General features: G+C 36.5%; 14 protein-coding genes and 1 riboswitch. Of the genes, 4 read left to right on the forward strand and 10 right to left on the reverse strand.

What is annotated here, in order from left to right:
• Positions 1 to 124: 124 nt before the first annotated feature.
• The gene (locus tag AC3G7N_RS01855) at positions 125 to 1,261 is read right to left on the reverse strand and encodes a sensor histidine kinase (protein ID WP_489420436.1); all 1,137 of its coding nucleotides are present in this window, start codon (positions 1,259 to 1,261) and stop codon (positions 125 to 127) included.
• A 174-nt stretch (positions 1,262 to 1,435) separates the two neighbouring features.
• On the opposite strand from AC3G7N_RS01855, the gene AC3G7N_RS01860 reads away from it, so the two are divergent.
• Complete coding sequence (locus AC3G7N_RS01860) at positions 1,436 to 2,068, forward strand: YigZ family protein (protein WP_489420437.1); 633 nt, start codon at positions 1,436 to 1,438, stop codon at positions 2,066 to 2,068.
• Between the two features lie 65 nt (positions 2,069 to 2,133).
• On the opposite strand, the gene nagB is transcribed toward AC3G7N_RS01860, so the two are convergent.
• Together nagB and nagA are read right to left on the reverse strand one after the other, a co-directional pair.
• On the reverse strand, positions 2,134 to 2,859 hold the full coding sequence (nagB, locus tag AC3G7N_RS01865; RefSeq protein ID WP_489420438.1) for a glucosamine-6-phosphate deaminase: 726 nt from the start codon (positions 2,857 to 2,859) through the stop codon (positions 2,134 to 2,136).
• Positions 2,856 to 4,046, reverse strand: a complete 1,191-nt coding sequence (gene nagA, locus AC3G7N_RS01870) for an N-acetylglucosamine-6-phosphate deacetylase (protein WP_489420439.1) — start codon at positions 4,044 to 4,046, stop codon at positions 2,856 to 2,858. The genes nagB and nagA overlap by 4 nt, the downstream gene beginning before the upstream one ends.
• 202 nt (positions 4,047 to 4,248) lie before the next feature.
• Between nagA and AC3G7N_RS01875 the strand changes: the two genes are divergently transcribed.
• Positions 4,249 to 4,977, forward strand: coding sequence for a GntR family transcriptional regulator (locus tag AC3G7N_RS01875; RefSeq protein WP_489420440.1), 729 nt, complete (start codon positions 4,249 to 4,251; stop codon positions 4,975 to 4,977).
• A gap of 78 nt (positions 4,978 to 5,055) precedes the next feature.
• On the opposite strand, the gene nagE is transcribed toward AC3G7N_RS01875, so the two are convergent.
• From nagE to AC3G7N_RS01905, 6 genes are all read right to left on the reverse strand, one after another.
• A complete protein-coding gene (nagE, locus tag AC3G7N_RS01880) occupies positions 5,056 to 6,987 on the reverse strand; it encodes an N-acetylglucosamine-specific PTS transporter subunit IIBC (protein WP_489420441.1) in 1,932 nt (643 codons plus the stop codon).
• Positions 6,988 to 7,104: 117 nt separating this feature from the next.
• Positions 7,105 to 7,584, reverse strand: coding sequence for a VanZ family protein (locus tag AC3G7N_RS01885; RefSeq protein WP_489420442.1), 480 nt, complete (start codon positions 7,582 to 7,584; stop codon positions 7,105 to 7,107).
• A gap of 13 nt (positions 7,585 to 7,597) precedes the next feature.
• Positions 7,598 to 8,326 (reverse strand): SIS domain-containing protein, encoded by a 729-nt coding sequence (locus AC3G7N_RS01890; RefSeq protein WP_489420443.1) that lies wholly within the window; start codon positions 8,324 to 8,326, stop codon positions 7,598 to 7,600.
• Between the two features lie 85 nt (positions 8,327 to 8,411).
• The gene (locus AC3G7N_RS01895) at positions 8,412 to 8,744 is read right to left on the reverse strand and encodes a helix-turn-helix domain-containing protein (protein ID WP_489420444.1); all 333 of its coding nucleotides are present in this window, start codon (positions 8,742 to 8,744) and stop codon (positions 8,412 to 8,414) included.
• Between the two features lie 68 nt (positions 8,745 to 8,812).
• Entirely contained in the window at positions 8,813 to 8,953 is a 141-nt protein-coding gene (locus AC3G7N_RS01900; RefSeq protein WP_489420445.1) for an anti-repressor SinI family protein, read from the reverse strand.
• 21 nt (positions 8,954 to 8,974) lie between these two features.
• Positions 8,975 to 9,059: riboswitch (cyclic di-GMP riboswitch) on the reverse strand.
• 236 nt (positions 9,060 to 9,295) lie between these two features.
• Positions 9,296 to 9,469, reverse strand: a complete 174-nt coding sequence (locus AC3G7N_RS01905) for a hypothetical protein (RefSeq protein WP_489420446.1) — start codon at positions 9,467 to 9,469, stop codon at positions 9,296 to 9,298.
• Positions 9,470 to 10,166: 697 nt separating this feature from the next.
• On the opposite strand from AC3G7N_RS01905, the gene AC3G7N_RS01910 reads away from it, so the two are divergent.
• Positions 10,167 to 11,108, forward strand: coding sequence for an LCP family glycopolymer transferase (locus tag AC3G7N_RS01910; RefSeq protein WP_489420447.1), 942 nt, complete (start codon positions 10,167 to 10,169; stop codon positions 11,106 to 11,108).
• Positions 11,109 to 11,171: 63 nt separating this feature from the next.
• On the forward strand, positions 11,172 to 13,193 hold the full coding sequence (locus AC3G7N_RS01915; RefSeq protein WP_489420448.1) for a penicillin-binding transpeptidase domain-containing protein: 2,022 nt from the start codon (positions 11,172 to 11,174) through the stop codon (positions 13,191 to 13,193).
• A 46-nt stretch (positions 13,194 to 13,239) separates the two neighbouring features.
• Here the strand turns inward: AC3G7N_RS01915 and AC3G7N_RS01920 are convergent, their stop codons facing one another.
• Entirely contained in the window at positions 13,240 to 13,677 is a 438-nt protein-coding gene (locus tag AC3G7N_RS01920; RefSeq protein ID WP_489420449.1) for an IDEAL domain-containing protein, read from the reverse strand.
• Between the last annotated feature and the right edge of the window lie 149 nt (positions 13,678 to 13,826).

Consider the following 13,826-nt stretch of genomic DNA (forward strand, 5'->3'; position numbering starts at 1 on the left):
AACTATATTATTTTTATCGGTATAAATTCAGTATACATAAAGTTCCTTATACTTGGACTAGGAATTATTTCCTAACTTTCCTAAGTCTTACAATTCTGACTATACCACATATTTGCCTAATACTCTATTCTTTATGTGGAACACTAATAAATATGGCAGTTCCTTCACCTATTATGGAATTTATTTTGAATGTACCCTCAAGCATATCGACTCGTTCACGCATCCCAATCAGTCCAAACGAATTAGTTGTTTTTATGTTAGGATCAAAGCCGCGACCATTATCTTTAATAATCATCATTAGGTAGTTTCTCTTTATCTCTAATTTAACCACTATGTGAGATGCTTCAGCATGTTTAATTGAATTCTGGACCGCTTCTTGAACAAGACGAAAAAAGGCAACCTCATACTTCTGATTAAATCGTTGCTCATTTCCAATTGATACAAATTCAATGTTGAGCCCTGTATATTCTGCAACGTTAGCAATATATTTTTTTAATGTAGGAACTAATCCTAAATCATCTAATGCCATTGGTCGTAAATCATAAATTATTCGTCGTACCTCGTATAACGATGATCGGATCATTTTACGCATACTACTAATCTCTTTCCGAACGTGCTCCATATCACCTTCACGAAACGTACGATCCACTATTTCAGAACGCAACAGGATGTTCGCAAGCATTTGTGCAGGTCCATCATGGATTTCTCTCGATATCTTTCTTCTTTCTTCTTCTTGTGCTTCAATTATTTTTAGGCCAAACTCATGTTTTTCCTTTGCATTCTCAATTAATTCATTTACTTGTTTAAAATCGTCATTAAGATAGGTTAGAATTACTGTGATTTTGCCCGCTAATCCTTCAGCACGTTCAATCGTTTGGTCTAATACAAGTAAACGGCGCTCCAAATCATCACGTTTCACGCGTAACGCCCTTTCCTGTTGCTGAATCATAGCAAGGTCAGTTTGCATAGCATGTGTATTTTCATATACTTGGCGTATTTCAGTTTCAGAATAGCGTTCGAAAAATTTGCTAACCTCTGATAGCTTTTTTCTTGAGAACCGAACCTTTTGTTCGAGTTTATCACCATTACTGATGTGATCAATGACTTGAGTCTTGGTTTCTAGCAATTCCCGCGTCAAAAGCTCGTATTCTTTTCGAGATTCTTCACTAATGTTAAAGATTTCATCTTTGCTATGTTCGACAACCTCAACCATCTCACCAATAACACCATCTAAAGCCTTTTCACATGTTTTCATCACCATAAAATTCACCAACCTATGTATATATATTTCGTAATGCATTACTTTTTTAGTAGGGTCTTTTAGCACACTTAATGGTATATTTTTCTTTTCTCTAGTTATAAAGGTACAGGGTTATTTCTTATTTGCACTTATACCCCATCTATAATAATGTTAACATAGGAGGTTAAATGCAACATGCTATCTTATTATTATACCATTAAACAAGAAGGATCAAGTCAAGTTGTTATTCAAAAGTCCCGATTTATCGGTCATGTGAAGCGCGTAGAAACAGAAGAGAAAGCACAGGCCTTCATTACGGAGATTAAGAAAAAATATCATGATGCTAACCATAACTGTTCTGCCTACATAATTGGAGAACATGATCACATACAAAAGGCAAATGATGACGGTGAACCAAGCGGTACAGCTGGTGTTCCTATCCTAGAGGTTTTGAAAAAACAAAAACTGAAAGATACCGTCATTGTGGTGACACGCTATTTTGGTGGAATTAAGCTAGGTGCCGGCGGGTTAATAAGAGCTTATGGCGGATCCACATCTGAAGTAATAAAATCTGCGGGTGTTGTAGAACGTCAGTTAATGCAAGGAATATTGGTAACAGTTGACTATGGACTCATAGGTAAATTGGAAAATGTATTCCGCACGTCTGAACATGTACTATCAAAGATTGATTATTTGGATCAGGTAGTTTTTCATATGTATGTAAAAGTCGAAAGTGTGCAGGAATTTAAGGATTGGGTCGTGGATTTAACGAGTGGTCAAGCAGCTATTGAAGATAAGGATCACGCCTATATAGAAATTGATAAATAAGAACAAAAGCGCAAGCGCCAAAGAAAGAAATCCATCAAGAGAGTAGGATACTCTTTTGATGGATTTTATATTTCAGATAAAGCCGCTTCGTCTGCAATAATGGTTACATGTTTATGGTTTTGTAAAATAGAAGCAGGAAAATCTTCACTGATATCCCCGTTCATGAATCGCGCTAACGCATCAGCTTTTCTGTTTCCTGATACAAGTACAATAATTTCTTTACTTTCCATGATTGCTTCAATTCCCATGGTAATAGCTTTAGTTGGCACATCGTTTAATGATTCAAAAAACCTGGCGTTTGCCTGACGGGTTGATTCAGCTAAATCTACACTATGTGTTCTGCTTGTAAATGATGTCCCCGGTTCATTAAAGCCAATGTGACCATTTGTTCCTAATCCCAAAATCTGTACATCAATTTTGTCATGATCAAGGATTGCCTTTTCATATTCCACACATTCGTTTTGGATATCCATGACATCCCCTTTTGGAACGAGTACCTGATCCATATCTATATCAATATGTTGAAATAAATGATTCTTCATATAGTAATGATAACTATTCGGGTGGTTCTTTGAAAGACCTATATATTCATCTAAGTTAAATGTTGTAGTATCTTTAAATGAAACTTGCCCATGATTATATTTTTCAATTATTTTTTTATATAATCCCTCAGGTGTTGAGCCAGTAGCAAGTCCTAATACAGGATGCTTCATGTTATTTATTTTATCCAATAAAATAGAACACGCTTTTTCACTCATTTCATCATAGCTTTTTACGCTTAACACTTTCATTGTGATTCTTCCTCCTTAAACGCAATATTTCCAAGGCAAACCGTGTAATGTATCGTTAACTCATCATCAACTAGTAAAAGATCTGCATCTTTACCAGCCTCAATACTGCCTTTTCTTTGAAACATTCCGATTTGCTTAGCTGGATTGACAGAAGCCATTTCAATGATGTCTCTCATCGTAACACTTGATAGCTTTAACATATTTTTGACACCATCATTCATTTTCAATATACTGCCAGCTAACGTACCATCTTCCAGCAATGCACGATCATCTGAAACGTCAACAGGTTGCCCTCCAAGCTCATAAGTGCCAGCATGAAGACATTTTGCACGCATAGCGTCTGTTATCAAAATCAGCCGCTCACTTCCCATATTGTCATAAATTAACTGCATCATTTCATGTGATACATGAATCCCATCTGCAATTAGTTCAGCACGCAACTCTGGAATCTGCATAGCAGCCCCAACAACGCCAATATCGCGGTGATGAATCCCACTCATTGCATTGCATATATGTGTAACCTGCCCTAAGCCATGTTTGACAGCTTCTTTTATAGCAGAAAATCCACTACTCGTATGCCCTGCTGAAACATTGACGCCTGATTGATGGAGAAACTGTATGAATTCCCCACTGGAATCATGTTCAGGCGCCATGGTAATCGTCTTAATTTTATTATTAGATAATGTTTGCCATTCTCGAAAAAGATCAATATCAGGTTGCAAAATATGATTAACTGGCTGTGCACCTGCTTTACTTTTTTCAATAAATGGACCTTCTAAATGAATACCAATAACTTCTGCATATCCAGGTTTACTTTTATAATTAGCTACATTTTCAAGTGTAGCTTCGATTAATTTTTTGGGCTGGGTAATAGTTGTTGCAAGAAATGACGTTGTACCTTCTTTCGGAAGTACCTCCGCAATTTTATCAACCGCAGATTCTGTAGCATCCATAACGTCGGCACCATTCGCACCGTGGATATGCCCATCAATAAAACCAGGAATTAAGCTTTTTCCTGTTCCATCAATTATGATAGCATTTTCAGGAAATCCATCAGGTACATCATTTTTATGATAAATGGCTTGAATTTTTTCATTAACGATAACAACACAACCATGTTCAATTACGGTATTTTCCGTATGAATTTTTGTGTTCGTAAAAACCAATACATTAACCTTATTTATCATGGGTCAGTTCTCAATCCCTTCTAAAGGTTGTTCAAAAAGTCGGCAAAGTTTCTCATTTGCCGACTTTTTGAACACGCACTTCTATGCCTTTTACGTTAGCATACAAATATATAGTTGTCTATACATTAAGATGAGTGTATACAACTTCTTATGATTTTGGTACTATTTAATTAACTATGTGATCGATTGGAAGGAGAATACAATGATTAATAAGAATTCACCCTTACCTATTTATTATCAACTTGAAGAAGAGATTCGACTACTGATCCAAACAAAGAAACTAAAACCTGGTGAATTATTACCTTCCGAACGGGAATATGCCGAGCGATATAATATTAGTCGCATGACTGTCCGCCAGGCAATTAACAACTTGGCTTCTGAAGGATTGTTGTACCGCCAAAAAGGACGGGGAACATTTATTTCCGATAAAAAGTTCGAACAGGATTTACAAGGGTTAACCAGTTTTAGCGAAGACATGCGAGAGCGCGGCTTAACTCCTTCTAACAAACTAATCAGCTTTCAATTACTTGATGCAAATGAACGAATTGCAGAAATTCTACGATTAGACAAAAATGAAAAAGTCTTTGAAATAATACGTATACGATATGCGAATGAATCGCCTGTTGCTGTTGAAACGATCTATACACCTGAGCGCTTAGTTGGGAACTTGACTCAAGAAAATGTAGAAGAATCGTTTTATCATTATATAGAAACAAATCTTAATCTAAACATTGCATATGGCGACCAGATGATAGAATCTGTACTGGCAAATGCATTTGAAATTGAAAACCTGAACGTAAACGATGGCGAACCCATACTATTAATGCAACGTACCAGTTATCTATCGGATGAAAGTGCAACACCACTTGAATATGTAAAATCGGCCTACCGTGCCGACAAATATAAGTTTAAGCTACAAATGCGAAGATGAGAATAGCGTAACCCCTGTAAAGCTCATTAATAAACGGACCATCTACATTTCTTTGTAGGTGGTCCGTTTTTAGTGAAGCTATTCGATTTCAATAATCCCTTTATTACCGGCTTCAATCGTTCCTGATTGCAGCAGACTAACACGCTCATTTTCACCTAGGTTAGTGAACACGATAGGTGATAAGTGTGATGTCGCATTTGCTTTAATAAAGTCTAGATCAACCGTAACGATAGCGTCACCTTTTTTGATTTGGCCGCCCTCCTTAACATGAACCTCAAACCCCTGACCCTTTAACTCTACAGTATCTAATCCAATGTGTACTAATATTTCCAGACCAGATTCTGACCGAATTCCTACTGCATGTTTTGTCGGGAATACATTTATGACCTCACCATCTACAGGAGAGAGAAATGTGCCATCTTCAGGTTCAATTGCAAAACCATCACCCATCATTTTTTCTGAAAATACTTGGTCTGGTACCTCCATGATAGGAAGAATTTTACCCTTTACAGGCATCACAAAATCTTCTGTGTTAAATTTTTGTGTGGAGACTGCTTCATCAGTAGTCTTTTTGATTGAACCTTCAGGAGCCTGCATATTTCCTTGATCCATTCTCTTTCGCATAGCATCCGCCAAAAATTCAACCGTTGTTCCTACGATAACCTGTAAATTCTTTTTATTCACTTTCATAACACCATTAGCACCTTGGCGCTTTAATGCTTTGTCGTCCACTTTTTCCATTTCATGCATTTGTAATCGAAGCCTTGTTGCACAATAGTCCAGTGTCTGAATGTTTTCAGGTCCACCTAATGCTTTCAAATAGTGGTATGCCTTATCATCATAATCCTTGCGACCTTTCCCACTTGAAGGTATTCCAGTTTGTTCATTTTCTTCCACAAATTCTTCATCCTCGTCCTCACGACCAGGCGTTTTCAAATTTAACTTCTTGATTAGTACATAGAAAACTACAAAATATATAAGCCCAAAGACTAAACCTTGGACAAGAAGCAGCAATGGTTTCGATGCAATTCCAAAATTGAGAACATAATCGATAAGCCCTGCTGAAAAACCAAACCCATGCTTGATATCCAACCAATAGGATACCATCATGGATAATCCGGTTAAAACTGCATGTACAACATACAATAAAGGACTTAGAAACATAAATGAATATTCGATTGGTTCAGTAATTCCTGTTAAAAACGATGTTAAAGCCATACTTCCAAGGAAACCACCAACAGCTGCTTTACGATGTTTTTTCGCTGTAGCATAAATCGCCAAACATGCTGCAGGCAAACCAAACATCATGATTGGGAAAAACCCAGCCATAAAGAATCCTGCATCTGGATCACCATGTAAGAAACGGTTAATTTCTCCATGCCATACATCTCCAGCTGCATCAACAAATGTTCCAAAGTCAAACCAAATTAGTGTGTTAACAACGTGGTGTAACCCAATTGGAATTAATAATCGATTAAAGAATCCATATGCTCCGACACCAATAGCACCAGAGTTAATAAACCAACTACCTAATGCATTAATTCCATCTTGTACAGGTCCCCATAATACGCCAATTAATCCTGATATAATAACCATCGCAACCGAAGTTACAATTGGTACAAAACGTTTACCCCCGAAGAACGCCAGGAACTCTGGTAGCTGGATATCATGAAATTTATTATACAAATGTCCAGCAGCTATACCAGCTATTATCCCAGCAAATACCCCGAGATCAAGCTCGTCATTAATTGCTTTATACCCACCATTAAGCACCAAATAACCTACAGCACCTGATAGTGCAGCAGCTCCATTTCCATCTCGTGAAAACCCAATCGCAATACCAATAGCAAAAATAAGTCCCAAATTATCCAAAATTCCACTACCCGCAGCAGATACAAACGGTATATCGAACACATCAGGTGCTCCAAGACGTAACAGTAATGCTGCAGCTGGTAGCATCGCAATCGGAAGCATTAACGATTTTCCGAGTCGTTGCAAATACCCTAACATATATAAACTCCTCCCTCTATTTGAAAACGTTACCATTCAAGATTATATCATCATAATATATAGTTGTCTATACAACTAAACTTAAAAGCACACACTTGAACCAGAAAAGCGTTTTTCTTAAGCGTGTCTTTTTCTTACCATAACTATAAGTATGAAAGCAAGCAATGCACCAAGCACGTCCAGCCCAACATCACCCGCATATGGTGTACGGTTTTGAGTGAATCCTTGATGAAATTCATCTAAAGCAGCATACAAGCTTGTAAAAATAAATGCAAACAGTAACTGTGACTTAATGGAAGTTTGCATTGTTTTTTTAAAAGCAAAATAAAACAGAAGCATTAAAATAAAATATACAGAAATATGTGCGCCTTTCCTGATAAAAAATTCAATGAACCCTTCAATACCAAGCGCGGCTACACTTACTTCTGAATGATGATAGTAAAAAGAGATATGTTGAACAACTGGAACTAAAAAAGAAAGGTCAAGGCTTTCTGATAAAAGTGGTTTAATGTCTTGTTCCTGATAAGGCGTTGCAGACGAGTTAAAAATAACTCCCATCCAACCTAATGGTAGGAGCCAATACATTATTTTTTTCATAAAAACACCACACTTAAAATTTTATTCGATCTTTATATTTCTCCATTAACATGTTGTTATGTTGATCAGCACCTTCTAAGTTACCACTTAGGAATACAGGAGCATCCATTTTTTGATCTGCTAGTAATGTGATTGCTTCAGCGAACATGTGATTAATAATTGTTGTTCCAATTGCTGTTGATACAGGTCCATAATTAACGGAAACAGCTGGATGACTTATGACAGCATCCCCTGTTGGTGTATGATTATCAACGACAACATCTACTACGTCATGCAGATATTTTCCATTATCATGACGGGATGGTTGGCTTTTTGCATATGTAATCGAGGTAATACCAATCACGCTTGCACCTTTTTCTTTCGCAATCAGTGCCACGTCTATAGGAACTGGGTTTCTTCCAGAATTGGAGATTACAATCATTATATCGCCTTCTTGGATATCCTGATCTTCCATAAATTTGCTGGCGTAGTTATTTTTCCGCTCAAGCGTGGAGGATTGGATTGCTCCTTCGTGTAGCATTAAAGGTTCATGTAAAATTGGATGGACGGGAACTAACCCACCTGCACGAAAATACGTCTCTTCTGTTAGTAGATGAGAGTGTCCACATCCAAACAAGTGAATGATGCCATCATTTTTAATGGAATTTGCGACCTTTCCAGCCACTACATTCATTGCTTTGCTCTCCTGTTCTTCAACACTTTCAAGTATTTCCTGAATATGAGAAAAATAATTCATTACCATGATTGGTCATCCTACTTTTTAATATTAAGTGAAGCTACAATAAAAAAACCGTATGCTAATTTAGCTCTACGGTCAAGACAAAAATTTAGTTATCCTGTTTTTTTCTCCATTTATTAAACTCAAGGTATTCTTTGAACTGCTCTTTTGATACTCCAGATTCCATTGCTTCTTGTACGATCTTCAACCATTCACCATCTAGTTGCTCTTCTGTACTAGTTGCTTGATCCTCACGTATTATATCATTTACAGTGACACCTAATACGACACCAATTTTCTCGATAAACTGGATCGATGGGTTCGACTGGAGATTTCGTTCAATTGAGCTTAAGTATGATTTTGCTACACCAGCTTTTTCTGCAAGTTCCGATATAGACATATTTTTATCTTGGCGCAGTTGTTTAATTTTTTCACCAATCAAAGTACACACACCTACCTTCAGTGAGATTATATCACAAAAAAGTGTGTGGTTCTATATTAAGCACAATTTTAATGATTTACCTTTTCATCTTTCTGTACTTCATTTAGAAACAATCTAACCTCCTCAGTAGTTATTCCGAGACTCTTTGCTTCCTGCAGTAACTCAACCCATTCGTTATCAAGACTTACTTGCTTTACCGTTTTTATCATTGTTAGCCCCCATCTATTTTCCCGGGTAACCCAGCCGCCGTAGCTAATTCGCCGTAGACCTGTGATTTTGCGCCCATACTTTTCAGTAAGTTTGCCTTTTCTGAGGAAACAATTATATACAACTATTGTACTACATGCAGAAATGATAGTGGGTGTCTTGTTTTGTCAAAATGCAACTAGTTTTGTAAGTTAAAGTTAGTATATACGTAAAATTCATAAAAGTCACGTTTTAACTAAGACTTTTTAACTAAATTAAGATAGTTAAATAGTTTTATTCCACTAAAATAAAATAGTACAATGCTAATAACATCCGTAATTCTAACGACCTAGTATTCGCGCACGCTATTTCTTTTTAAGCTTTAGTTTGAGCTTTACAAGTTCAAGCAATGTTTTCTTGCCTGCATTTAATTGTAATTTCCCCACTCCTTCCCTTTCTGCTACTCTCTTTTTTTCCTGGGTAACTGGCCCGTTGATAAGCCTTAAACATGTAATTCCCTGCGTCAGTTGTTTCTCCATGACTAGGTACATCCATTATCCCCTTTCTTTTAGTTTGTTCGATGTAATTCGTTTCCCTACCTCTATCCTATTCATGAGTCTAATTATTTTGACCTAGTATATAAAAGAAATAGAAATCCACACTCCTTCTGCGCATATATCCAATCGTTTACACATAGTTTGCTAGTAGAGCTGACACGTATGTTCGTTTTAAAATATAAGTTCGTATTTTATAAAGAACAATTAACCGGATTATAATCCATAGTGCCTCTATCTAAAAGTCTCAAAAACACTCAAAAATGCTTTTTAAAGAACGATTTTCTTTTAATTTAACCGGAATACGCCATTTTACATAGGTTTGTATCGTTTTATAATGAACAAAATGCTTGGTTTTCAAGTTATCGTTATTTACTAGAATGAATCATTCCAGATCATGGGGTAATATTTGTTGAAAAAGCTTTCTTTTTTTCTATTTATTATAGGTCTACTTTTCCTAAGGGTTGGTAGCTACCAATGGATACTTACACTTACAATACCTGTTCATTTTCTAGTAATGGTGAAGCCCCAGGAAGATACATTATTACAGCATTACCAATCAAATCCGCCAAATAATTACAAATGCTAGTAAAATATGACTAAAATTAATAGACGTACCACCCCGAATTCGTTATAATTTAACCATGTGCTGACTATTTAGATAGATTAGAGGAGAATTATAGTGGATACAAGAACTGAAAAGCGACAGACAAAGAAAAAACGTAAATGGCCGTATTGGATTGGTGGAATTATTGTTTTATTAATCTTGGCTGTGGGGATATATCTTTTCTATTTATACGATAAAGTTGAAGATACTGTAGCAGACATGCATGAGCCGCTTTCACGTGATGCGGATCCGGACAGAAAGAAAGAACTAGAAACAATTGTAAAAAATAAAAAGTCAATAAATGTACTGTTACTTGGTGTTGACCAACGTGAAAATGATGTAGGTCGTTCCGATACAATGATTCTTATGTCACTGAATCCACGAACAAACAAAATGATTATGGTTAGTATCCCACGTGATACATACGTGAATATTCCTGGAAGAGGAATGGACAAAATTAACCATGCTTATGCATTTGGTGGTACGGATTTATCTGTAAAAACTGTTGAGAATACGTTTGATATTCCTGTTCATTTTTATGTAAAGGTAAATATGGAAGGTTTTAAACAAGGAATTGATGCGCTTGGTGGGGTTACCGTCACAAACGATCAGGCATTCTCACAAGGCGGGGAAACCTTTCAAACGGGTACGATTAATCTAAATGGAGAAGAAGCTTTAAAATATATCCGTATGCGTAAAGGTGATCCGCGAGGCGACTTGGGTCGAAATGAACGTCAACGCGCTGTCATCAAAGCCGCAATGGATGAAGCTGCAAGTTTTACAAGCATTTCAAAAGTTAGTAATATTCTTAGCATCCTTGGTGACAATGTAACAACTAACCTGAATATGGATAAAATGCAAACCCTTCTAACTGATTATCGAGATACAAGAAATAATAGTAAAACTCTGGAGATCAGTGGGAGTGGGGAAATAATTAATGGTATCTATTACTACGTTGTTCCAGACCAAGAAATAAACCGAATAACCCAAACAATCAAAGAACACATGGAGAAATAAAAAAACAACGAGAAGTCATTCTGTATATGGAATGACTTTTCTATCTATTAAGGTGGGGGTCTTATGAAGAAATTAGTGTTCGTGATATCCATGTTACTATGCATTCTTTTAGCAGCTTGCTCTGATGACGAGGTATCACCCAACGATCGATTTGATACATACGTAAAGAACTGGAATGGAGAAGAATTCTCTAAAATGTATGAAATGGTTGGTACTAAATCTAAATCTACGTATCCAACCGAAGAATTTGTTGATCGATATAAGAAAATTTATAAGGATCTAGGTGTGTCTGATCTAAAAATTACTTATGAAAAGTTAGACGAAAAAGAAGTCGAGGCTGCGCTTGAAAACGGAAAAGCTACCTATCCAATTTCAGTTGAAATGAATACAATTGCCGGTCCAATTACCTTTGATTATGAAGCAATACTTGTCCAGCAAGGTGAAGAGGACAAAAAAAATTGGTATGTAAAATGGGATCCAGGGTTTATCTTTCCAGCGCTGAAGGATGGTGGGGAGATAGACTTTGAAACAGAGAAACCAAGACGAGGGGAAATACTCGACAGGAATCGAGTGCCATTGGCAATCAATGACACTGTTTGGGAGATAGGTATCATCCCTAGTAAACTAGGAGATTCACCTGATGCAATGAAAAAAGAAATTGCTGATTTGCTTGGGATGGATGTAGAGACGATTAATAGTAAGTTAAATGCAAATTGGGTTGAGCCTGATCTCTTCGTACCAATAACAAAAGTTCCAACAACAAATGAAAACTTAGAGAAATTATGGGCCACTGGAGCTGTTTCTGGTAAAGAAGTAACTGGCCGTGTTTATCCATATGGGGAATCAGCAGCGCATTTAGTTGGTTATATTGGTAAAATAACTGCTGAAGAACTTGAGAATAAAGAAGATGGAAACTATTCGGCGAATGATATGATTGGTAAACGAGGACTTGAACAGCTGTACGACAAACAGTTACGCGGCACGGAAGGTATAACAATTCTTGTCAAACAAGAAGGTCAAGAAGATGTTGTCTTAGCGGAACAACCCGTTAAAGATGGTGAAAACCTTACGCTTACAATTGATGCCGAAATACAACAGAACATTTATCAGACATATGACGGCGATGCAGGAACAACTGCTGCAATCGATCCGAAAACTGGTGAAGCGCTGGCTCTTGTTAGCAGTCCATCATTTGACCCAAATAAGTTTGTATATGGAATCTCCCAATCTAAACTAACAGAGTTACAGGATAATCCGAAGCAACCACTCATCAATAAGTTTTCAGCGACTTATGTTCCTGGTTCTGCTATTAAACCAATAACTGCATCTACCGGATTGCAAAGTGGTACACTAGATCCAAATAAAGGTGTTGAAATAAATGGATTAACCTGGAGCCCTGGGGAGGAATTTGGTAACTATGAAATACACAGAGTATCTGAATCGGATGGACCAGTTGATCTTGCAGACGCTTTAATCAGGTCCGACAATATTTACTTTGCTATGAAAGCACTTGATATGGGAAGTGAAACTTTTGTAAGTGGATTACAAAAGTTCGGATTTGGTGAAGAGTTTCCTTTTTCCTATCCAATCCAAACATCTACCGTTTCAACTGATGGTAAACTAAATGATAAAGTATTACTCGCTAATACGGCTTACGGTCAAGGTGAGATGCAAATGAGTGCACTTCATTTGGCTACTGCCTACACAACCTTTCTAAATAAAGGGAATATGATTAAGCCAATTTTGTTTAAAGATGAAGAACCTGGTCAAGTTTGGAAAAAAGATTTAATAACAGAGGATCAAGCAACACTCATACGTGACATCTTACGGAAGGTTGTTACATCACCAAAAGGTACCGCTAAAGATGCACAAAAAGCCGACTTTCCGATATCAGGAAAAACGTCTACTGCTGAATTGAAAAAATCTAAAGATCAAGAGTCCGGTCAAGAAAATGTCTGGTTTGTTGGATATCCATCTGAATCACAAGATATTTTGATCGCGATGATGATTGAACATGCTGAAGATAAAAATGGCAGTGCTTATGCAGTAAAAAAAGTAACAAAAATTTTAACTGGAATAAAATAAAAAGGCAAAAGCTACTCCTGATAAAATTGGAGTAGCTTTTGATTATTTATAGAAGTTTCACAAGCTTATCGAAAGCAGCCTTGTCTCGTTCATCTAAGGCTTTATCAATAAGTCGTTTTATATTTTCAAATTCTAATTCACCTATAATGATAGCGTTTTCATTTTCCTTATCAATTATTTCTTCCTCATTAACATAATACGGTTTTGCAATTTCATTGAGCTGTAATAAAAAATCAGGAATGGATACAAGCTCACTCATAGCTACCTGAATGACATCTTTACCTTTTTGAAAAGCGAACAATGCCTCTGTATTTACTACCTTTTGGGTCTTTCGATTAATACGAATTTCTTTCGATTTTGTTGGAACAAACTGATAAACCTTTTCATTTATAAATAATGCAAAGTACTGGTAAGCAAGAATTACGCGAACATAATCTCCATCAGCTTTTATATAATAAGGCTTTAACATTTTAACAGTTAGCACTTTTCTCCACCTCCTGAGATTAGTTTAATTTAAATTTTCAGTTAATTTATTTTACCTAATTTAACACCAAAACACAAGAGAAAAGTTTGTCGAAGTAAAAATAAATAGTTTAGGTTAAGCGAAAGCATGGGCGGAGTATAAGATCGCCG

The sequence above is a fragment of the Virgibacillus carmonensis genome (assembly GCF_057836705.1).